Origin of the sequence: Sulfobacillus thermosulfidooxidans DSM 9293 (assembly GCF_900176145.1) — a bacterium.
Classification (GTDB): Bacteria; Bacillota; Sulfobacillia; order Sulfobacillales; family Sulfobacillaceae; genus Sulfobacillus; species Sulfobacillus thermosulfidooxidans.
On sequence record NZ_FWWY01000001.1, the window covers coordinates 1,644,469 to 1,666,354 of the forward strand.

18 protein-coding genes are annotated in these 21,886 nt (G+C 47.8%); 12 read left to right on the forward strand and 6 right to left on the reverse strand.

What is annotated here, in order from left to right; genetic code table 11:
- The first annotated feature begins 39 nt into the window (after nucleotides 1-39).
- The 6 genes from B8987_RS08275 (at nucleotide 40) to B8987_RS08300 (ending at nucleotide 7,083) form a co-directional block, all read left to right on the forward strand.
- Nucleotides 40-1,185, forward strand: a complete 1,146-nt coding sequence (locus tag B8987_RS08275; RefSeq protein WP_084661212.1) for a glycosyltransferase family 4 protein — start codon at nucleotides 40-42, stop codon at nucleotides 1,183-1,185.
- A gap of 23 nt (nucleotides 1,186-1,208) precedes the next feature.
- The gene (locus tag B8987_RS08280) at nucleotides 1,209-2,669 is read left to right on the forward strand and encodes an O-antigen ligase family protein (RefSeq protein WP_139793505.1); all 1,461 of its coding nucleotides are present in this window, start codon (nucleotides 1,209-1,211) and stop codon (nucleotides 2,667-2,669) included.
- Nucleotides 2,669-3,766: a glycosyltransferase gene (locus B8987_RS08285; RefSeq protein WP_084661213.1), complete on the forward strand. Its 1,098-nt coding sequence runs from the start codon at nucleotides 2,669-2,671 to the stop codon at nucleotides 3,764-3,766. The genes B8987_RS08280 and B8987_RS08285 overlap by 1 nt, the downstream gene beginning before the upstream one ends.
- 113 nt (nucleotides 3,767-3,879) lie before the next feature.
- Nucleotides 3,880-4,983: a glycosyltransferase family 4 protein gene (locus B8987_RS08290; protein ID WP_084661214.1), complete on the forward strand. Its 1,104-nt coding sequence runs from the start codon at nucleotides 3,880-3,882 to the stop codon at nucleotides 4,981-4,983.
- 52 nt (nucleotides 4,984-5,035) lie between these two features.
- Entirely contained in the window at nucleotides 5,036-5,962 is a 927-nt protein-coding gene (locus B8987_RS08295) for an NAD-dependent epimerase/dehydratase family protein (RefSeq protein ID WP_084661215.1), read from the forward strand.
- The gene (locus B8987_RS08300) at nucleotides 5,962-7,083 is read left to right on the forward strand and encodes a glycosyltransferase (RefSeq protein WP_084661216.1); all 1,122 of its coding nucleotides are present in this window, start codon (nucleotides 5,962-5,964) and stop codon (nucleotides 7,081-7,083) included. Before B8987_RS08295 ends, B8987_RS08300 begins: the two co-directional genes overlap by 1 nt.
- Here B8987_RS08300 and B8987_RS08305 read toward each other — a convergent pair.
- The gene (locus tag B8987_RS08305) at nucleotides 7,072-8,226 is read right to left on the reverse strand and encodes a geranylgeranyl reductase family protein (RefSeq protein ID WP_278281299.1); all 1,155 of its coding nucleotides are present in this window, start codon (nucleotides 8,224-8,226) and stop codon (nucleotides 7,072-7,074) included. The genes B8987_RS08300 and B8987_RS08305 overlap by 12 nt on opposite strands.
- Before the next feature lie 159 nt (nucleotides 8,227-8,385).
- Here B8987_RS08305 and B8987_RS08310 point away from each other — a divergent pair, with 159 nt between their 5' ends.
- The 6 genes from B8987_RS08310 (at nucleotide 8,386) to B8987_RS08335 (ending at nucleotide 14,953) form a co-directional block, all read left to right on the forward strand.
- Nucleotides 8,386-9,465 (forward strand): DUF3048 domain-containing protein, encoded by a 1,080-nt coding sequence (locus B8987_RS08310; RefSeq protein ID WP_084661218.1) that lies wholly within the window; start codon nucleotides 8,386-8,388, stop codon nucleotides 9,463-9,465.
- Nucleotides 9,466-9,596: 131 nt separating this feature from the next.
- Nucleotides 9,597-11,000: a sugar transferase gene (locus tag B8987_RS08315; RefSeq protein ID WP_084661219.1), complete on the forward strand. Its 1,404-nt coding sequence runs from the start codon at nucleotides 9,597-9,599 to the stop codon at nucleotides 10,998-11,000.
- Between the two features lie 122 nt (nucleotides 11,001-11,122).
- A complete protein-coding gene (locus tag B8987_RS08320) occupies nucleotides 11,123-11,599 on the forward strand; it encodes a hypothetical protein (RefSeq protein ID WP_084661220.1) in 477 nt (158 codons plus the stop codon).
- 30 nt (nucleotides 11,600-11,629) lie between these two features.
- On the forward strand, nucleotides 11,630-13,207 hold the full coding sequence (locus tag B8987_RS08325) for a S53 family peptidase (protein ID WP_084661221.1): 1,578 nt from the start codon (nucleotides 11,630-11,632) through the stop codon (nucleotides 13,205-13,207).
- 73 nt (nucleotides 13,208-13,280) lie between these two features.
- Nucleotides 13,281-13,628, forward strand: coding sequence for an ArsR/SmtB family transcription factor (locus B8987_RS08330; protein ID WP_084661222.1), 348 nt, complete (start codon nucleotides 13,281-13,283; stop codon nucleotides 13,626-13,628).
- A 32-nt stretch (nucleotides 13,629-13,660) separates the two neighbouring features.
- A complete protein-coding gene (locus B8987_RS08335; protein WP_176213267.1) occupies nucleotides 13,661-14,953 on the forward strand; it encodes an arsenical efflux pump membrane protein ArsB in 1,293 nt (430 codons plus the stop codon).
- 90 nt (nucleotides 14,954-15,043) lie between these two features.
- Here the strand turns inward: B8987_RS08335 and B8987_RS08340 are convergent, their stop codons facing one another.
- The 5 genes from B8987_RS08340 to B8987_RS08360 all read right to left on the reverse strand — a co-directional run bounded on the left by B8987_RS08340 (nucleotide 15,044) and on the right by B8987_RS08360 (nucleotide 21,767).
- Nucleotides 15,044-15,997 (reverse strand): NAD-dependent epimerase/dehydratase family protein, encoded by a 954-nt coding sequence (locus B8987_RS08340; protein WP_242940648.1) that lies wholly within the window; start codon nucleotides 15,995-15,997, stop codon nucleotides 15,044-15,046.
- Nucleotides 15,998-16,046: 49 nt separating this feature from the next.
- Nucleotides 16,047-17,423 carry a UDP-glucose dehydrogenase family protein gene (locus tag B8987_RS08345; protein ID WP_084661225.1) on the reverse strand — a complete coding sequence of 459 codons (1,377 nt, stop codon included), beginning with the start codon at nucleotides 17,421-17,423 and terminating at the stop codon, nucleotides 16,047-16,049.
- A gap of 13 nt (nucleotides 17,424-17,436) precedes the next feature.
- Nucleotides 17,437-18,582: a glycosyltransferase family 4 protein gene (locus B8987_RS08350; protein ID WP_084661226.1), complete on the reverse strand. Its 1,146-nt coding sequence runs from the start codon at nucleotides 18,580-18,582 to the stop codon at nucleotides 17,437-17,439.
- A 57-nt stretch (nucleotides 18,583-18,639) separates the two neighbouring features.
- Nucleotides 18,640-20,469 (reverse strand): M61 family metallopeptidase, encoded by a 1,830-nt coding sequence (locus B8987_RS08355; RefSeq protein ID WP_084661227.1) that lies wholly within the window; start codon nucleotides 20,467-20,469, stop codon nucleotides 18,640-18,642.
- Between the two features lie 143 nt (nucleotides 20,470-20,612).
- Complete coding sequence (locus B8987_RS08360) at nucleotides 20,613-21,767, reverse strand: aminotransferase class I/II-fold pyridoxal phosphate-dependent enzyme (protein WP_084661228.1); 1,155 nt, start codon at nucleotides 21,765-21,767, stop codon at nucleotides 20,613-20,615.
- Nucleotides 21,768-21,886: the final 119 nt, after the last annotated feature.

Here is a 21,886-nt window from a genome sequence, read left to right on the forward strand (position 1 = left end):
GACGAGGCGGTTTTTAAGACAATTTCTTGCTCTTGTCGTATGATAAAGAACGGTTTAAGTACGAGGGCCGGGAAGATAGGAGGGAATGGTCTGCGGATTATAGTCGATGCCCTGCTTTATCAGCCTCAGTCAGCAGGGATTGGGCGTTACATCGGATCTTTATTAGCTGCGTATGTTAGCCAATATAACGCGATCGATCACCTTGACGTGTTGGCTTTGCCAGGGCAAGAGATTCCTGGTGTGGACATAATCTATCCTCCGGACTCTTTGGATAGTAGCCGTCAAAGAATTTGGTATGAGCAGTGGCGATTACCTCTGTGGCTATCAACACGGTCGTATGACGTCGTGCATTTTCCTGATTATCAATTACCTGTCTTGCGTCCCGTCAAGCATACGATCATCACGGTTCACGATCTTGTGGCCTTTAAATATCCCCAAATGTTTCCGTGGGCCCAGTCTGTTGTGAAGAGAGAATTGATGAAGCAGTCGGTGAAAGTTGCCGACCACATCATTGTGCCGAGTGAAGCTACGGCGGGTGACCTGCAAGAGATTTTACATGTGTCCCGGGAAAAAATCTCGGTGATTGCGCACGGGGTCCCATTTCAGACCCGGAAAACCTTGGTCAATGTGCGTGACCGGCCCTATTTCTTGGCTGTAGGAACCATCGAACCCCGAAAAAATTTTGAAGGGGTGATTCACGCCTTTGCCGAATTTGTTCATGCCAATCATTTGGAAGGGCAGGTCGATTTGGTTATTGCCGGGAAAAAAGGATGGTTGTATACCCCTGTATTGGAAGCTCCTAAAAAATGGAACATTGAAGAGTCCATCTCTTTGTTAGAATACGTTCCAGATGAGACATTACAAGCCTTGTACCAACATAGTATAGCGCTTGTATATCCAAGCTTTTATGAAGGATTTGGCTTGCCCATCTTAGAGGCAATGGCTCAGGGTACACCGGTGATTGCCTCGAATCAGGGCGCTTTAGCGGAAGTGTGTGGGGATGCGGCGCTCATTGTCGATCCAAAAAATATTGATCAGCTCGCGCAATATATGTTGGATTTATGGGAAAAGCCGACGTTACGGGAAGTATTAAGGCAAAAAGGGCTGAAGCGGGCCAAGTCTTATACATGGGATCAGGTAGCAGAAAAGACCCGTGAGGTTTACCAGCAGGTTGCCCAGTTATAAACTGCCAGGCGGGAGGATGTTTTATGCGAGCCGAAGTGACCAAAATCCAGGAACAGATTTTTGCTAAAACGATGTGGGTTCCGTTGATTATTGTCGCATTGGGTGCCGTTATCGCTATTCGTTTGGGAATGGTGGGAGCCCTTATTTTCTTTGTGGGATATATTTGGTTGGCAACCTTGTCCTTGCCTCTTGCTGCCATACTTTATATTCTGGCGGCTCCCTTTCCCATTGGAATGATCTTGCACCATCATAAATTTTATGTGGCCGATTTTATGGCCATAGTGCTGGCTATCAAATTGTTCCTGGCAAATGTCCACAAAGGTTTCGGCGGTCTTGTCGAGACGTTTTTACCGAAAGCTTTTCGCTTGCCCCTTCTCTTTCTTTTATTACTGTCCGTGTTATCGTTAGGGGAAAGTCTCAGTCGTTTTGGTACGGTTATTAAAATTCTTGAATATATCGAGTTCTTTGTCGTCATGGTCGCTGTGTTTCGGAATGCGGGAACGGATGAAAGAATCTGGAACGGTTATTTTACCGCACTCTTTTTGGCGGTGAGTGCGGTGACTGTGTATGGACTGTACCAATTTTTGTTTCAGTTGGGACCCGTTTATAACATCGTGGATGGCCACCACGTGCGAGCGACCGGATTTTTTGGACAACCCAATGTATTTGGAGCATTTAATGATGAAACCTTTCCCTTAGCATTGGCTTTATTGACCTTAGGCCCTCGCTATCTCAAGAAGGGATGGCTGGTGGTTGCCACGGTCCTGACAGCTTTAGGCGCTGTCCTCTCCTATTCTCGCGGGTCATGGGTGGCGGATGCCGCGGCCGTCTTTTTTATGTTGGTGTTAGTGGCCGTGACAAAACCTAAAGTCGTGAAAATGTTCGCCGCATACGGCATTGGCATTCCCATTTTAATGTTTCTTGCGGTGTTTTTCCTGGGGAAGACTGATTTAAGTCATACGGCTTTATTCATCGGAGCCCATAAAAATACCATTGAGCGGCTTAAAACCACGGTTACCGCGCTTTTGAATCCCCAAGGGCATTTTGATACGGATCAACGGTTATTAATTTGGAAATCCGCCCTGCAAGCGATTCGGCAACATCCTCTCTTAGGCGTGGGACTCGGTAACTTTCATTTGTTTATCCAACAACACCCACCCAAAGGCCTGGCCGCCGTTCCCCCGATGGCCCATGACTTATATCTGGAATGGGGAGCCGATTTAGGGGTGGGCGGCATTCTGGCAGCACTATGGTTTGAATGGTCATGGATTAGCAAGGCAGTCAGCATTATTCGGCAAAAGCTACCGGTTTTGAACGAATATGGCTATGCGGCCCTCATGGGTGCGTTTGGCACGGCCGTGGCCTTTATTGTGCATAATTGGGTCGACTTTTTGATTGATCAAGGCGTCATTGTGCCGCTATTAATCGCCTTAGCCTTTATTGCCGCACAATATGAACATTATCGAAATGGGTCGGTTTCCTAATGCGGGTCGCTCTAGTTCATGATTGGCTCGTGACCATGGGAGGGGCAGAACGCGTCTTAGAGGCTTTAACGGAGATGTATCCGGATGCACCCATTTTCACCGGGGTGGTGGATTTTGATCATTTATCGCCGAGATTGCGCCAAAAACACATTATCCCCTCTTTTGTGCAAAGATTGCCGCGTGCCAAAAGGTGGTATAATCGTTATTTGCCATTTCTCCTTTATGGATTCGAGCAATTCGATCTGTCGCAATATGATTTGGTGATTTCATCGTCGGCGGCCGTGGCTAAAGGGGTGATTACGCCAGTAGACACGGTACATGTGGCCTATGTCCACACGCCTATGCGTTATGCCTGGGATTTGTATCATGATTATCGCAATCGGGAAGCCAAGGGAATTACCAAACGACTCATGGGTCCAGTCTTTCATTATGTAAGGATGTGGGACAGGTTAGCCGCTGACCGGCCCGATGTATTGGTAGCTAATTCCCACTTGGTGCAACGTCGCATTCTGAAGCATTATCATCGGCAGGCGCAAATTGTCTATCCGCCGGTGGCTGTTGACCGTTTTGAGGTAAAAAATCCGGGTTCCTATTACTTGGTATTATCCCGTTTAGTCGCCTATAAGCGTATTGATTTAGCTATTGAAGCGGCCAATCAGATGGGGATTCCCTTAGTCGTAGCGGGAGACGGACCAGAACGGGGTCATTTAAAACACCTGGCAGGGAACACGATTAAATTCACTGGAGCTGTCAGTGATGACGTGGCCAAGCAATTAATCGAAAATGCTAAAGCGTTAATTTTTCCCGGTGAAGAGGATTTTGGAATTGTGCCCATAGAAGTGCAGGCTGCAGGTCACCCGGTTATTGCATTTGGGCGGGGTGGCGTGTTAGATACCGTTATCGATGGAGAAACCGGCGTGTTTTTTCATAGCCAGGATGTGAAGCACCTGATCGAGGCCATCCGGACAGCGGAAAACATGGCGTGGGATGCCCAGAAGATTCGCCGTCACAGTGAAAAATTTCGGCCAGAACGGTTTCGTGAAGCGATGTCTCTGGTTATCGATGCAGCGTTGTCTCATCACGAACCGACCTCTTAGGCAGGCTCAATGACAAAGAGGACGATCCTATATCACCCGACTTTCTGATGCGGTATGATATCATTAAACATTTTTAGACAGAAACACTATTAGAGGGGATAACTCCAACCTTCATGAAGATTGCTATGGATATTTCGATTATGGAAGAGTGCCGAACAGGTACCGAGGAATATACAGAAGGTCTGGTATGGGGACTGAATCGAGTCGGAACTCAAGTCTTAGGAGTCGGACGTCATGGTCAGGCTCTATTGCCCGATCAAACCTGTTTGGGATTATCTCCTCGACATAAACGGTCTCCGTGGCACAAATGGTGGTGGGAAAATGTTGGCATTTTATCGAGTCCCAAAGATGTATCCTTGGTGCATATTCCTTATATGATGCACCCCCCAAGGCCCTTAGCCGTCCCCACAGTGGTCACAGTACATGACTTAATCCCTTACCGTCTACAAGCCTATCACGGTCGCCTGCGGGAACGATTGTATTTCGGTCAGATTCGGAAATACCTTCCTTTAGCCAGTCAAATCGTTGCCATCTCTCAAGCGACATACCGCGATATTGCAGATTTTTTCCCCCAGTGGATTGCAAAGGTCACTGTGATTCCCAATGGCGTGCATCCCGATTATTTTCGCCCGGTCGCGGTGGAACAAATGGAACAAATCACCAGCACCTATGGTCTGGTTAAACGTCCGCGTCTTTTATACGTGGGCGGCTATGATCCGAGGAAAAATGTTCAAACATTGTTGCAAGCTTGCCAAAAAGTCTTTGCGCGCTTGAACGATGGGGAATTGGTCTTAGTGGGAGCTTTAAATCATGAACCGACGACCAGGCTTGTGACGGAACTCGGCATGGAAGACCGGGTTATCCTAACGCCGTATTTGAGTCGCCGTAATGTCGTTGCCCTCTACCAAGCAGCGGATCTGTTTGTGTATCCATCAACCTATGAAGGGTTCGGACTTCCCCCAGCGCAAGCTCTGGCAATGGGAATCCCCGTCATTGCGGGCGATATCTCGGCTGTCTCCGAGGTGGTGGGCGATTCCGGGTTATTAGTGCCTCCTAAGGAGGTTGATGCCTGGGTGGACACTATTATAAAAGTCATTCAAACACCCGCCCTGGCACAAAAAATGGCGGCACGGGGACGTGCCCGAGCGGAAGATTTTAGTTGGGAAAATATTGCTCAACAATATCAAAAACTTTATCATCGCTTAGTCCGGGAATAGTTTCTTAGCAGCAGTACGGTATCAAAAAACTGGAAACCGAGGTAAATGGACAATGCATTTATTAATCACGGGCGGCGCGGGATTTATTGGATCCCACCTGTGTGAAAAAGCGCTTGAATACGGACACCGGGTGACGGTTGTCGATAATCTGAGTCAAGGTCTTAGGGAAAATATTCCCGAAGGGGCACGGTTTGTCTATGGCGACATTTTACAGCCAGAAATGTGGCTCAATAAAATTGGCCCGGTAGACATCGTCATCCATTTGGCCGCGCAAATTAGCGTTCCGGCATCTGAGGTCGATCCCCTAACCGATTTGCGTCTCAATTTGGAAGGAACCCTTAGGATGTTGATGGCGGCGCAAGCATTAGGCGCCACGCAGTTCCGAACAGCATCCTCAGCCGCTGTCTATGGAGATGTGCCTCATTTGCCTCTCAGGGAGGACGGCCCGGTCCATCCTATTGCATTTTATGGATGGTCGAAATATACCGCCGAGCAATATGTGTTTCATTTCGCCAAGTTGCATGGACTCGATGCCGTGGTCTTTCGTCTAGCCAATGTTTACGGTCCGAGACAACGTACGCAAGGCGAAGGGGGCGTTGTGGCAGTCTTTTGTGAAGCCATGGCACAAAACCGCGTTCTGGAAATTCATGGGGATGGACAGCAAACCAGGGATTTTATCTATGTCGAGGATGTAGCACGGGCCTTTTTGCACCGGCTAGAGAATCCTGGACCCAAAACCGTCTATAACGTGAGTACCGAAACGCGTACCTCCGTGTATAATCTGTTTCTGGCCCTGGCTAAAGTCGCAGGAAAACCGCAAGATGGTTATCGATTGGCGCCGGTCCGGCTTGGGGATATCCATGATAGCGTGTTGTCCCAAGAAAAGGCAAAAGCTTGGGGATTCGTTCCGAAGACGTCGTTGGAGGACGGCTTAGCGTTAACGTGGCAATATTTCTTAAACCAGGAGCTTAAGCCCTAATGCGCGTATTATGGGTTCTTTCCTCATTGGAAGGAACAGAAGGAACCATGATCGCGGCCATAGTGGCGTCGACTCTTTTACAACAGGGATTGGCCCTTGATATTTTGCCATTAAATCCTCTACCACCGCACACGGGTCCCTATCCTTTCCCGGAAAACGTGGAAATCCTTGACTGTCCTTCGGTTAACCGCTTGAGTGGCGTTGCGCCATTGACCAAAGGATTGACAAAATTGAAAGGATTGTTCCGCCGTCTTTACAGCTATTATGACCGGATAATTTTGGATCAAAATCTGGATTTCGAACTTAAGGCCATCATGGCCAGTGGAAAACATCATGTGGATGCTCGTACCACGTTAATTGCCACCCGCTCATTATCGGAATTAATGGCGACACGGGGTGATCAGGCCCCTCGGATCAAGCAATTAATGCAGCGGTGGTATCCTCAAATCTCGCACGTTATTACCCTATCGGGTCATATAGAGGATGATTTAATTCAACATTTTGCTGTGCCTTCGTCGCACATTACTCGCTTGTCATTACCTCTATCCGCCATGGAAACGCGAACACATTCTTTTTCATGGCCTGAGGATTTTGTTCCCAGGGCTCCTGTTGTGGGGATATTTGGCTGGTTGAATGTTTTTAAAGGGGTCGAGGGCCTTTTGATGATAGCAAAGACGCTTTATGATCAAGGCCTATTTTTTCGGATGGTGATACTGGGAGATGGCCCATCTCGGAAAAATCTGGAACAATTGGCGCAATCATTGTCCTTAGATTGCCTTTTTCCCAAGTGGCCAGCCGATATTTTGGCGTGGTTTCGGGCTTGTGACATCATCGTGGCCCCTCAATACTGGGATGGCAGTGGTATCGATGCTCAGCTAGCGATGTTTGTGGGCGTTCCGGTTTTGGGCTATGAGGGCCCTTCGGCCGTGAAGGAGCTCATCTCGGCCCATGGAGGGGGAGAATTAGTGGAAACGGGAAATCCCATGGAGATGGCAGACAGGCTCGCTATGTGGTTGACCGAACCCCATATCCGCGAGCGTTATCGATCCCAGAAGAGCATCACAGACCAGCTGTTTGGTTTGGCTATGCAAGCGGAGTGGATTAATCAGCTAACGCGTTAACGGACGGATATGAAGCTTAGCCAGAAGGGTGGCTTGGGTTTTGGCGAGCAGTTGATCATAGGTCGACTCTCCTTGAGTCAGGGCCAGATACTCTTCGAGTAATTCTGTGTGATGTAAAAACCACTCAGTCCAGAATCCGGCTAGAGGATAAAAAAGATGGGACATTTTAATGGCCGGGCGTAAGTGAGTCCAGAAATCTTCACGGATGCGAGCATTATAACTTTCGGTGCCGCTGTGGTGTTGGTAGGCGATATTAATGGCCTCACTGGCGATATGGGCACTATAGAGGGCGGAAAAAATACCTTCGGCCGAAAAACTGTCCATGAGTCCCGCCGCATCGCCAACAAGAACGGCGTGGTCAATGGCCAAAGAACTAAAATGGACACGATAAGGCAGGGGATGAGCCCAGATCGTATCTAAGGCCGAGGCACCAGGGAAAGAGGCCATGATATAATCTTGCAGTAACCCTTTGAGTGAGGGAAGTTTGCTGGCTTTGAAGGATCCCACGCCAATATTGGCTATAGACCCATGGGGAATAATCCAGGCGTATCCCCAGGGATAGCGCGATACGTCAATTTCTACCAGGTCTTTACTGTGATCGAGTAAGGAGCTAGGAAAGGGAATTTCGGTTTCCACCGCCGCTCCATTATGGGGTCTTGTCAGTCCTAAATATTTGGCCGTGACGCCTTTGGCACCATCGGCACCGATGAGATAGCGGCTGTAATAATAACGGTGGGACGTTTTAACAATGTACTGTTCTCCATCAAAAGCTAGGGCCGTCACAGGAGTGTTAAACATCACTTGGGCTCCCGCTTTTTGTGCCTCTTGCGCCAGCCAGTGATCAAACTGGGAACGGTCCACAGTATAACAAAACGGCTTGGAGGTTTTGAGCGTGCGCGATCCTTTTTTGCCTCGAAAGGTCCATGCTGTGGGGGAAGATAACACATGGTTCATAAATTGATCGGGAAGTAACGGTACAGCGCGAGAGGTTATGGCTCCTCCACAAGGTTTTTTGCGGGGAAATGTTGCCTGTTCCAGCACCAACACTTGCTTGCCACTTTGAGCGAGAAGCCTGGCTGCGGTGGAACCTGCGGGACCTGCTCCAATAATAATGACGTCCTCCATGACATAACCCCCTAAAATAGACTTAGACCTTGCTTTATTTCCCTATTCCGTTTTAGTGTAACATGAGAGGTTTTTTGAATAGGACAGAAAACTGCAATAAAACCGATGTCATGCCCATGAATACTTGGGTGAAATATAACCGGTATCAACCATACATGCTGATAGGAGATTAATTGAATGATACATTGGAAAAGCAAACATTTTGTGATTTTGGGATCCGCTTTACTTCTTGCTGGCTGTGGCACAGCCAAAACCTCGCCTCGTTCTCATACCTCCGCTCCTTCTTCATTGAATTCGGCTTCGCCGTCTCGCGCCTCAATGAAAAATCTTGATCCTTTGACAGGATTGCCATCGTCCCATCATGGTCCTTTACTTGCGGTAATGGTAGAAAATAGCGAATATGGGCGTCCGCAATATGGCCTTCGCTCCGCCGATGTGGTTTATGAGGCCTATACCGAGTTCTTTTATTATTCCAGGTTTATGCTTTTGTTTTATGGAAAAGAACCGGCTCAAGTCGGCCCGGTGAGATCGGCCAGGCCGTATTTTGTGAGTTGGGTCCATGAATGGCCCGGGGCGGCCTATGTGCATGCGGGCGCATCCGATCCGGGATATGTTAGCATTAACCGCGATCATATCCACAATTTGGACGTTGATGCGAATGCCTACGGACTCGCGTACCGGGTCAACTACCGGCCAGCTCCACATAATTTGTTTGTCAGCATTCCTAAAGCGGCTCAGATGGCGCAAGCATCTTGGGGAAATCCAGGGATTAGCCCTCATTGGCAATTTGGCCCCAAGCCGGGAAAAACGCCACCCCGCTATCAAACGATCACTTTGACATGGAATACGCACAACACGATTGAACAATGGCGGTGGGATGAACAACAAAGAGGCTGGACCCGGTGGGTGCTCTGCCCGGAATGTCCGGATAATCAATATGTCCAGGTTATGGGCGAGAATAGTCATAAGCCGGTTTTGGCCTCCAATATCATTATCCAATATACCCAAGAAGAGTATTTACCCGATCCGGCTCATACGGGATGGATTCAAATTCAAACCCATGGTCAGGGCAAGGCTCTCCTCATTTTAGGCAATCACATTTATCACGGAACATGGCGTAATCAAGGGCCGGGGATGCCCACTAAGTTTTATTTGAATAATGGGGAACCAGCCAAATTTGCTCCCGGTCAAACCTGGATCGAAGTCGTGCCTAATAGCCAATCGGCAGCCAATCCTTTTCAATTGCAGTTGCAATGATGAGATAGGTGATGAGAAACTGAAGATTTCACCCCGTATGATCAATGTCTTAGGGTTAGTACCTTGAATTTTTATCATTCATGACAACACTTGGGCTGGTATAATGAGGATATTGAAACTGGGGTGATAGGGTGTTCAAACACTGGACCAATAGATGGGATGAGTTGGCGGTTTTAGTCGACACCGGCGCTGCTTATCTAGCCTATCTCATTGCGGTGCATGTGTATTTAACGTGGCTCAATCCACGTGTAGCAACGGTGGAACTAATCACCTTTTATTTTTCGTTTTCTCCGGTTTTGTTAGCATTGAACTGGCTTGTGCTCAAATTTAACTTTAAAGGATACTCAAGGCGGTGGAATCAGCTTCCCGCCGAAGCGCGGATGCTCGTACTTTCCAACCTGGAGAGTACGCTAGCTTTAGCCCTACTCATTTTCTTTGTGAAAGCGACATGGTTTTCCCGCCTCATTTTCGTCCTTCTTCCTGTGATTTCCTTAATCTTGCAGTTAACGGTGCACACCTTGACCAAGGTGGGCGTTAACCGGTTTCGGTTGGGAGGCATGGATGTTCGGCGTCTTATTGTGATGGGGTATCCTAAACGGGTAAAAATTTTTGCCCGGACGGTTGATGCTGTCCCAGAAGCCGGCATGGAAGTGATTGATCGTTTGGAAATTCCATTAGGGTCTGTCGAAAAGGGGCATCAGGGAATTGATAAACTCCGGCAATTACTACATTCTACGGTGGTGGACACCGTCGTCTTAGCTCTGCCCATGGCCGATGACGTGATGATGAATGCGATTCGCATGGCCCATCAACAAGGGAAAGAAGTACGATTAGTGTTAGACGAAGTCGGAGCGTTTGCCTATAAATCGGTGCTCTATGATTTTTATGGGAATTCCGTTTTAGTGGTCAATTCCAGCCGCGGCCAACAGTCAGCTCGTCAAGCCGTCAAGCGAATAATGGATGTTCTCTTCTCATTTTTGGGGATCATCGTGACGTTGCCCATTATGGCGCTGGTGGCATTGTTAATCAAATGGGACAGTCCTGATGGCCCCGTCTTTTTTGTTCAACAACGGGTTGGTCTTAACGGGCGCTTATTTCCCTGTTTCAAGTTTCGGACCATGGTTCCCAATGCCGAAAGCCTTAAAGAAGAAATTGCCCATTTGAATGTTATGAGTGGTCCCGTGTTTAAGGTGCCAGATGATCCCCGTGTGACCCGCATTGGAAAGTTTTTACGCAAAACGAGCCTCGATGAACTCCCCCAATTACTGAATGTCTTATTAGGTCACATGAGCTTAGTGGGACCGAGACCGGCTCTTCCCTCTGAAGTCGAACGCTACGGGGAAGACTACCGTAAACGCTTATCGGTCCGTCCTGGCATTACGTGTTTATGGCAAATTTCAGGGCGCAATGAGATCGATTTCGAGCAGTGGATGCAATTAGATATGGAATATATCGATTCATGGTCCCTCTTGTTAGACTTCAAAATTCTTTTGAAAACTATTCCCGCTGTTCTTCAACAAAAAGGTGCTCACTAGGCGGATAAAGCCGGAGAGGGGAGATGGCATAAGCTATTCTTCTCTCTCCACCTTTGCATCCTGAATCTCCCTATCTTATGATGGATGAAGATATTTCCAAATCATTATGAGGGAGGTAGCAGATGCCGGAATTAGAGCCCCAACTCTTGCATGTGATTGGGGATGCACCTGAAGGGCCATGGAGCGTATTTTCATTGCCTACAGGAGACCACACGGCCATGGTCTCGGTGATTATTCCACGCTCACTTTGGCTCGAAATCAGCAGGCGCGATCCCTTTTCTTCTGATTTGTCACTTATTGAGCGTATTGGGCGCATGGCAATTTTGCACCGGCTACAACAAACTGGGGAACTCGAGACGATTGTTGTAGACACTGATGACATTCAAGAGTTATGGAAAAAGCCTGATGAACCATGGTATATGACCTTACGGCGCTGTGGACAGTGTCATGAGATGGTCCCTCATGGGGAAGTTCTTGAGGCCTTGGCCAATGCTTTGCCGCCTAATTCACGGGGGCAAATTACGGTGGAAGTGCTGTGCCCATCTTGTATGGTGCAAACATCCCATGTTCTTAACCCATGGGGAGTAGTTGAACGGTAGCGTTTTAGGGAGAAAGGTGGGCGGGATACGATGCAGGCGAAACTAGTGAGAGCAACTGGACATCTATTGCCCGAGGAAACCCTTCAGGATTATCACCGCATTTCCTACAAAGAGCGGACCACCCAGTGGGCATGCGTCTTCAAATCTCGTCACGAAACGGACCTTAAAAGACGATTGGCTTACGATTCCAGCGTGTTAACGCGTGAGGAGGTCCTCCAACTTTATGGACCTGATCCTGATCTTATCGACCGGGCCCGTCAATGGCTAAGTCGCCACGGGGTAAGAGTGTTGAAACAAGATGGCTTTATTTTGTGGTTGCAAGGAAGCTTGGGTCAAATTGAAGAAACGTTGAAAATCCCCTTTGGGGAAAAAGATGGACAGTTTATGCCGCTCCGTGAACCCTTGGTGCCTGAATGGCTCGCTCCCCATATTGTTGGATTTGTGGGCTTGGAAAACGTGTCTAAGTTATATCCCCGTTTTCGATTCCCGACACACCCAGAAGAGTTGGCTAATAATGGGCAGGGGTTCTTTCCCCTTGATATTCAAACGGCTTACGCGTTTCCCGCTTCGCTCAATGGTTCAGGGCTTACCATTGGGCTTCTCGAATTTTCAAATGGCTTTAATCCCCAGGATGTGATGACGTTCTGGAACCAATTTGGTATTGCTTGCCCAAATGTGAGCTTTGTATCGGTTGATGGAACCCCGAATGATCTGGGGGTTAATGCCTACGATTTGGAGGCAACGTTGGATATTGAATGGGCAGGAGCTATGGCTCCTTTGGCAAACTTGGTGGTTTATGAAGCCAATGCAGGCTCGTCGGATACCTCTTTTGCTTTATCCGTTCTTAAGGCTTTGCAGTATGCTTATAACGACGTGCTTAATTGTCCCGATATTTTATCGATCAGTTATGGGGATGGCGAAACACGGTTTCCCGTTTCTACTATGCAGGCATGGGATATGGTGGCTCGCAATGCGGCTTTGATTGGTATGACGATCTTCGTCGCTTCTGGGGATCAGGGAGCTTATGGTCTGCACGGACCCGGACGAAAAATTTGTCATGTCGATGCGCCGGCGAACTCTCCGCATATGGTATCGGTAGGTGGCACGCATTTGCTCTTAAATAGCCAAGGGCAGATAGTCGAAGAAACCGGCTGGACGGATGTGAATAATAACGGAGCATCGGGGGGAGGTATCAGTCAGGTATTTGCGGTCCCGGCCTATCAAGAGGGCATCCCACTGCCTGTGAAAGCGGGTTATCATGTGGGACGCGGGGTGCCCGATGTGGCGTTGAATGCCGATCCGGATACGGGCTACGCGGTGTTTTTTCAAGGGATGTGGACCGTAGTGGGAGGAACATCGGTGGCTTCTCCCATTTGGGCGGCTATTACGGCGCTGATTAATCAAAATCGGGTCCAGGCAGGGAAATCTCTTATAGGGTATATGAATCCCAGACTTTATGGGATCGATCATGCCTCCACTTTTCACGATATTACCGTGGGGAATAATTCTTATGACGGGGTAACAGGTTATGATTGCACGCCGGGATGGGATGCTGTGACGGGATGGGGAAGTCCTATCGTGGTGTCTTTGGTAAAGAGCTTGTCTTAACAGGGCAAGCTTTTTTCATGCGGCAAAACATAATAATATGATTATGAATATATCAATGAGAGGAGCGGGACCAATGACCACCGAAGAGGTCAGTATCTTGTTTAAAGCGTTGAGTGATCAAACAAGGCTACGCATGGTCACCTTACTTTCCCGCCGGGAGTATTGCAACTGCGAATTTGTGTCTATTTTCGGGATTTCCCAACCGGCTATCTCTCGCCATATTGCCCGTCTCAAAGAGGCCCGTTTAATCCATGAAAGACGGCCGGGACAATGGATTTATTATTCCTTGAATCCGTCAACGTGGGATCGTCTGCCATCCTTTTCGCAAATTCTGGAAGATTTGGGACAACATGATGCGGTCATTCTTAGAACTGTAGACCAAGCACCTGGTTGTCCTGTGCCTGACCATGAACGACATTAATGGGATTGCAAGATAAGAACAAAGGGGATTGTGTGTTGCTGGCTATTATCTTATTTATCATTGTTCTGGTTTTAGTTATTGTCCAGCCAAGAGGGCTGTCCATCGGCTATAGTGCGGCGGGTGGCGCGATTATCGCGTTATTACTCGGACTCGTGTCCATAGCTAATGTGGTTGAAGTCGTGGATATTGTCTGGGATGCGACCTTAACGTTCGTGGCGCTTATTCTCATTTCGATGGTACTGGACCGCATTGGTTTTTTCGAATGGGCAGCGCTTAGCATGAGCCACCTCGCCAAAGACAGTGGATACAAGCTATTTATATGGATAGGATTATTGGGGGCAGTGGTGGCCATGTTCTTTGCCAATGATGGGGCCGCCTTAATTCTGACACCGCTAGTCTATGAGCAAACGCGCATTTTAAAGCTGTCTCCGAAAGCGACGTTGGCGTTCATTATGACCAGCGGTTTTATTGCCGATACAACCTCTGTCCCGCTGGTGATTTCCAATTTGGTTAATATTGTGTCCGCCGACTATTTCCATCTCGGTTTCTTATCCTACCTGGTGCACATGGTTCCCGTCGATCTTGTGGCCTTAAGCGCGAGCTTAGTGGCATTATTCATTTATTACCACAAGCATATCCCCGTACACATTGACACCAGTGCTTTACCGGATCCCAAAAGTCGGATAAAAGACGTCCGGGTATTTCGCCTGGCTTGGATTATTCTTCCGCTGTTACTATCCGGATATTTTCTTAGCCAGTTTCTTCATTGGCCCGTCTCAATTTTTACGATGGCGGCAGTGGCCGTGTTATTAGCAGGAGCTGCCCAAAGTCCTTATATCTCATCGCTCAAGCTTATTAAAGAGGCTCCCTGGAAAATTGTGGTCTTTTCAATTGGCATGTATATTGTCGTTTTTGGGTTGAGAAACCAAGGGCTAACTGCCATTTTGGGCCACCAATTTCACCAGTTGAGTGTAGGGGGCACTTTAACAGCCGCCGTGGGCACAGGGTTTATTGCTGCACTTCTTTCATCGGTCATGAATAATATGCCGACTGTTCTAATTGATGCCTTAGCCATTCATCATGCCCATCTTTCAGCGGTCATGACGCATTTAATGGCCTATGCTAATGTTATTGGTTCGGATTTGGGCCCTAAACTCACACCGATTGGCTCTTTGGCTACACTGTTATGGCTTCACGTCTTAGAGCAGCGCCAGGTGCGGATTAGCTATCTTTATTACATGAAAGTAGGATTTTTACTCACGATTCCGGTGCTGTTGACGACTTTAGTCGCTTTAGCGATTTGGACAGGTGTGATTGGAGCTTAATATTGTCTTTTCGAGGATGTTGGACAACAAAAGAGCTCTTGGATCATATAGGCCCAAGAGCTCAGTAAAGGAAGCTGTCTTTGATAGGGATTATTGTCCTAACTGTTCTTTGAAATAGGCAAAAGTTTTCTCGAGTCCCTCTTCTAAAGAGACTTTAGGAGACCAACCCAAATATTTTTTGGCTTTATCAATATTCGGGCAGCGATTGGTGGGATCATCTGCTGGCAAGGGGCGAAATTCCGTGTAAAGAGGGACCCCCGCTACTTTGGCGACGGCTTGAGCAAAGTTTAAGATGGTTCGCTCTTCCGGATTACCAATATTGAATACTTCACCAGACAAGCCGTCCCGAATAATGGCTTGATAAATCCCTTCCACTTCGTCAGAAACATAGCAGAAGCTGCGTGTTTGTTGTCCATCGCCATAGACTGTCAAGGGCTTGCCTTCTAAGGCTTGGCGAACGAAATTGGGTACGACGCGACCATCTTCTGATTGCATGCGTGGTCCATAACAGTTAAAAAATCGTAAAATCCGCAAGTCAAGGCCAAATTGGCGATGATATTCCATAGCGATGGCTTCCCCATAGCGCTTACCTTCATCATAACAAGCCCGTTCACCATTGGGATTCACATGGCCCCAGTAGGTTTCACTTTGAGGGGAGACTTGGGGATCACCATACACCTCCGAAGTCGATCCCAGAATGAAACGGGCTTGAAATTTTCGGGCGAGTTTCAACGCGTTTTCTGTACCAATGGAATTGACACGTAATGTTTCTAACGCAAGGCGGCGGTAATGAATGGGAGATGCTGCAGAAGCCAAGTGGACAACAACGTCTGCCTGATCAATGCTCAAAACATCATCAGGAGGATATTCTGTAATATCCCATGTTAGGCGTTTGACGTGCTCATCACGATGATGCTTCAAATTATCCCAAGTTCCGGTCGCCAGGTTGTCAATGGCTACCACAAAATAGTCGTTTTCCACCAACTTGTCCACTAAATGACTGCCCATAAATCCTGCAGCACCGGTAATAATAGCCGTTTTCATCGATTCTCGTCCCTTTCTTTTTCCCAACGTTGACCAGCTTGTCATAGGCTTAGCGTCCGATGCCCCGGTACCGGATCCCAAGTCGGCTAGCCTCCTGCGGATCAAAAATGTTACGACCATCAATGATCACGGGGAAATCTAGACGGCTCATGATCTCAGCGAGAGGGATTTGACGAAAGACGTCCCATTCCGTCATAACTAACAGCGCATGCGCTCCATCTACGGCGGCTAAGGCACTGGAGGCATATCGAATGTCCCAGTGGGGATATTGCTTGCGCATATTGTCCATAGCTACCGGATCATAAACAATGACCCGGGCATTTAAATGCAGTAGTTCTTGAATCACGCTGAGCGAGGGAGCATCACGCAAATCATCGGTCCCTGGCTTAAAGGCTAACCCCCACAGAGCTATTCGCCGACCTTTAAGAGTTTTTAATTCTTCTTGGAGGCGTTTAATGACGCCCTTGCGCTGTTGTATGTTGACGTGTTGAGTGGATTCGAGTAAGGCGGGTTCATACCCATATTCTTTAGCCGTATAAATCAACGCAGCCAGATCTTTGCCAAAACAGCTACCGCCCCAACCAATGCCCGCATTGAGAAACTTGGAACCAATGCGGGTATCGAGACCAATGCCTTGCATGACAGTCGTGATGTCAGCACCCACACGCTCACAAATATTCGCCATTTCATTTGCAAACGATATCTTCGTCGATAAAAAGGCGTTGGCAGCATATTTAATCATCTCAGCCGATAGCCGATCGGTGGTGATTAAAGGAATTCTCTGAATTCCTAGGGGTCTAGGAAGATCCCCGGGCGGTTCAAAAGTTTGATCTAAAATGGGCTGGTAAAGATCTATGAGACGTTCCAAAGCCCAAGCATGGTCGGCTCCAAGAACAATCCGGTCCGGATAGAGGGTATCATGAATGGCTGTGCCTTCTCTAAGAAACTCTGGGTTGGAAGCGACCGTGAAGACACCTTCAGGAATTGGGTGACCCCACTTTTGGACAAACCCATCGTCGATCCACATTTCTACCAGATTGGCCGAGCCGATAGGAACCGTTGCCTTATTGACAATCACGTACGTGCGATTCTCGCCTAAGTGTTGACCAATCGTCATGGCAGCTTGGTGGACATAGTCCAAATTCGGGGCCCCATCGGGTAGTGGGGGAGTTCCTACCGCGATAAAGATTATGTCAGCGTTTTGAACCGCTTGGGATGGATCCATACTGGCTTCAAGCATTCCAGATTGTCTGACACGTTGTAATAAATTTTCCAGTCCATATTCAAAAATTGGAGGCTGGGCCTGGTTGATCATAGCGACCTTAGACGGGTCAACATCAATTAAGGTGACATGATGTTCTAACTCCGCTAATACCGCGCCTGTCACTAAGCCCACATACCCAGCACCAAATACGACAACATTCATAAACGTTCCATCCCTATCCATTGTCATTTGTTGATCGCTCTGACATTAAGTGATGATAAACTTTCAAGGTCTTTTCGGCGATCACATCTTGGGAATAGTGGTGAAGGACACGCTGGCGCCCTTGCCGGCCTAAGGCGATCCGTAACCCTGCATTATCATACAGCGACTCTAACGCTTTGAATAGGGCTGTGGGAGAACCTTCGGGAACGATAAGACCCGCTTGTCCAATCACCTGAGGAATTTCTCCGCTACTCGAACCAATCACGGCAATTTCTGAGGCCATAGCTTCGGTTAAAACACGGCCAAATTGTTCTTTCCAATGGGATGTGGTATGTGAGGGAAGCACTAACACATCGAGTGTATTCATGATTTCTGGCATTTTTTGTGTGCTGACCCACGGGATGATTCGCAACTGCGACGTTAATTGCAAAGACTCGGCACGTTGTTGTATGATTTCTGCCCAAGGGCCGGATCCCACCAACAATAAAAGGGCTTCGGGATGCTCGGATAACAAAGGCACTGATGCCTGCCAGAGATCATCCAGGCCTTTTTCTTCAACAAGGCGGCCCACATACCCGATGACAAATCGACCCGACATATCCCAATCTTTCTTGATTTCACGTTTATCTAACGGTTGATATAACTTCACATCCGTGCCAAATTGGGGGATAACCCAAATGGGCTTCTGAAATCCTTTTCGGCGCAGAACCTCTTGGGCTTCTTGATTGCCTGCCATGGCAGCTAACGATTGGTGAAAGACCTCTTGTTCCATTGCCGAAAAAGGCCATGGATAACGTTTGTAAATGTTCTGCCATGTAAAAAAAAGAGAAGGAATTTTAAGCCGTTTGGCAATCCGTGTGGCCTGATACGTCACCGTGCTATAGTGTTCCTCATCAATATGTAATAAGTCAGGACGGTAACGCCGGATTATGGAACCTAATTCTGGGTAGAAATGAAAATGATTGCGGCCGTTTAAGCGAATCGGACTTAGAAACAAGGGATACGCCGAGTCTTGTTCCCGTGGTTCAAAATGCAGCGATCCCCACTTTGGAGGCACAACCAACCCAACTTCTACAGTGGGGTCGAGCTGATTGAGATATTCGACTTTCGTTCGGTAACTCTGAGAAACGCAGGCTTTCGATATCATGAGGACACGCACGCGGATAATCCCCCTATACAAAGTGGTGCCTAGTTATGTTCGTGTGCCGGATCGTCATCACGATGACGATCCGGGATCTGAGGTGTCGTGTTCCCCATCAGGATTCCATGGCGCTTGAAGCCATGTTTCAAAGATATTTTGTTGCAGCGGCGTGGGATCTTTAACCGGGGTAATCGTCACTTTATCAAAGGGTTTAGGTGCTAAGACAATAGACACGGTTTGCAACTGCCCTTGACGGAAGTATGCTACCGTAACCGTATCCCCCACTTGATGATCGTATTCGAGCCGGTGAGTGAGATCCTCCGGTTTGTGCAACTGGTATCCATTAAGCGCCACGAGCTCGTCGCCCGCATTCAGTAACGTTGCCGCGGGTCCACTGCTATAGGTTTGACTAATCACAATGCGGTGACCATCGACAATTTTGGTGTCAATTCCAAGCCATGGCAAGGGAATCTGGGTCGTTTTGTTGGCAGAGAGTTCCTCATCATCTTGTGCCGGTTTGGTGTACTGGCGCTGAATGTCCAGTCCTGCTGACCGCAAGGCCTCGTCGATCGGAATGGATTCGGTCCCATAAATATACTTGTCAAAAAACTCCTGAAAGGAACTTTGAGCAACTTCTTCTACGGTATCTTGATAGACCGATTCGGGGAATCCAATGCCTTTAGCGCCATAGCGTTCATACAGTTTGCGCAATACATCATCTAATGACGCCTGATTGTTGGTTCGTTTGCGGATTTCGAGATCTAAACATGTTCCCACTAAATCCCCTTTGAGATAATAAGAAATCGTACGGTTGATGGAATCTTCATCCGGCTTGTAGAGTTTTATCCAGGTATCAAAGCTCGATTCGGCCAGCGACTGGACGAATCGGCCAGGACGTTTCTCATAATCGGCCAGTTTTTTGCCTAAACTGTGCAAGTAGTCTTTGACGGAATAGAGCTGGGCGCGCCGTAAGGTTAAATAGGCGTAATAATCGGTGAATCCTTCCATTGCCCAGAGCAAATGTGTATAGACTTCTTTGTTATAGTCAAAAGGTCCCAGCATGTCAGGGTGGATACGTTTTACATTCCAAAGGTGGAAGAATTCATGGGATAGGAGTCCCAATACTCGCTTGTAATTCTTCCAAGGGCGAAACATAAACCGTTCAACTCCACAGGTCGTCGAATTGAGATGTTCGAGCCCTCCCGTGGATTTGTCAGACAAATGCAGGATAAAAGTGTAGTGATTATAGGGTAAAGAGCCGAATATTTGGCGCTGGGACAAAACAATTTTTTCCACATCACGGGTCAATTGCGCCAGATCTTCATTCCCGTGACCATATACTGCGAGTGTATGTTTTTTGTTGTCCACTTCGAAGGTAGTGATACTCTGCGTGCCCACTTCAAAGGGACTATCGATGAGAATATCGTAATTTTCCGCCTTAAATTGGGCGAGACCATTGTGGTCCTCATTAAGACCGGTGGAAATCTTCCATAACGGGGGTTTCTCCAAACTTAGGTAATAGGGAATCTCTTTGTAATCATCGATCAGAAGAAATAGCTGAGCGCCATTGAAATAGGCATGACTTTGGTCCAAGTGAGACGTCGATACACCGAATTCAAAAGCATAGACACGGTACTCAATATGTACAGAAGCCTCCGTCGTGGTTTCAAAAAGCCAGCGATTTTTGGCGGCGTGGATCACTTCTAAGGATTCTTGCCCTGCTTTAACCGATAAATCAAAAAGGTGGCGGGAAAAATCTTCTATTTTATAAGCACCGGGTGTCCATACCGGCAAGGACAGTTCGTGACGCCCTTGAGGCAGTTGGTCAATATCGAGTGTCACGTGGTAAACATGATTGCCCGGCTCGAGAAAGCTGACCGTAAAATGGCAAATAGGTTGTTGCACGAAAATCCCCCTTACATCGTAAGTTTTTGCCTGGTGATGATTGTGTTGCCACTATTTGGCCCTTAGCATGACGCGACAGGAATTAGACAGGCTTCGACTTTTTGAGCGTCAAACCTATGTTAGCATATCCATTTGCCATCGAGTTAGCGCGCCTTGTCCATGAACGCCGTAAGTCGCCTGGCCGCTTCTTTAAGCCGGTTTTCGTTTTCCGTCAAGGAAATGCGGATATACCCCTCGCCGCCCTCACCAAATCCGACACCCGGAGCGACAATCACGTGAACGGTTTCCGCCAGACCTTGTGCAAAGTCTAAGGAAGAGGGAAAGCCCTTAGGCAAAGCCATCCACTGAAAAATCGATCCTTCCGTCGCTGGCGGACGGTAGGAGGGTGGTAAAGCCTCGAGAAACGCATCGCGGCGACTTTGGTATAAGCTTCTTAGTGCCCTGACAAATTCTTCGGAATCTGTAAGCGCTGTAATGGCGGCTTCTTGGATGGCACCATATTGACTGCAATGTAAATGATCTTGCAATGTTTCCAAATACTGAATAACCTCGGCATGACCAGCGGCAAAGCCTAAACGAAATCCCGCCATATTAAATGACTTGGAAATGGTCGTAAATTCAATGCCCACGGCTTTGCCACCTGGCCGGGCTAAGAGACTTTGGGCTCGCTTGCCATCAAAGACGATGTCGCCATAGGCTAAGTCATGAGCTAAGATGGTCTCTGTCTCCATGGCTTTAGTAATGACCGCATCAAACAATTCTTTGGACGCCAGTTTACCTGTCGGATTGTTGGGGTAATTTAAAAACGCTAAGCGCATATCGGTGGTCAAGAGATCCGGATCGGGATAACCTGTTTGTGGATGGAGCGGCCATTTTTTCATTTCGGCTCCGGCCAGTTGAATTCCCGACCAGTAATCAGGGTAGCCGGGGTCAGGGACTAGGGCCTTATCACCGGGATTTAGCAACGCTAAAGAAATTTCTTGTAGGCCAATTTTGCTTCCGATTAAAATGGCGATTTCCTTTTCCGCATCGAGTTGAACATCGTAATGCCGACGATACCAATCTGCTACGGCTTGTTTTAACGCGGGAAGACCTTTAAAAGAAATATAACGGTGATAAGAGGGATTCTCTGCCGCTTGTTGTAATTTTTTGATGACAAAGTCGGGAGCAGGTTGATCGGGATTGCCTTGTCCGAGGTTAATAACATCATATCCGGCGTGTTTGAGTTGTTCAGCACGTTGAATAAGTTGAGCAAAAAATTGTGTGGGTAGGCGCTTAAGACGCTTTGCGGGTTCCATGAAAGAAAACACTCCTTATGATATTCGTGATAGTTCGGGTCTCGATGAAAACAGATTTCGGTCGAGAGGGATTTTGTTACTCATTATACGGAAAATCTAAACAGAGCGGAAAAAAAGAC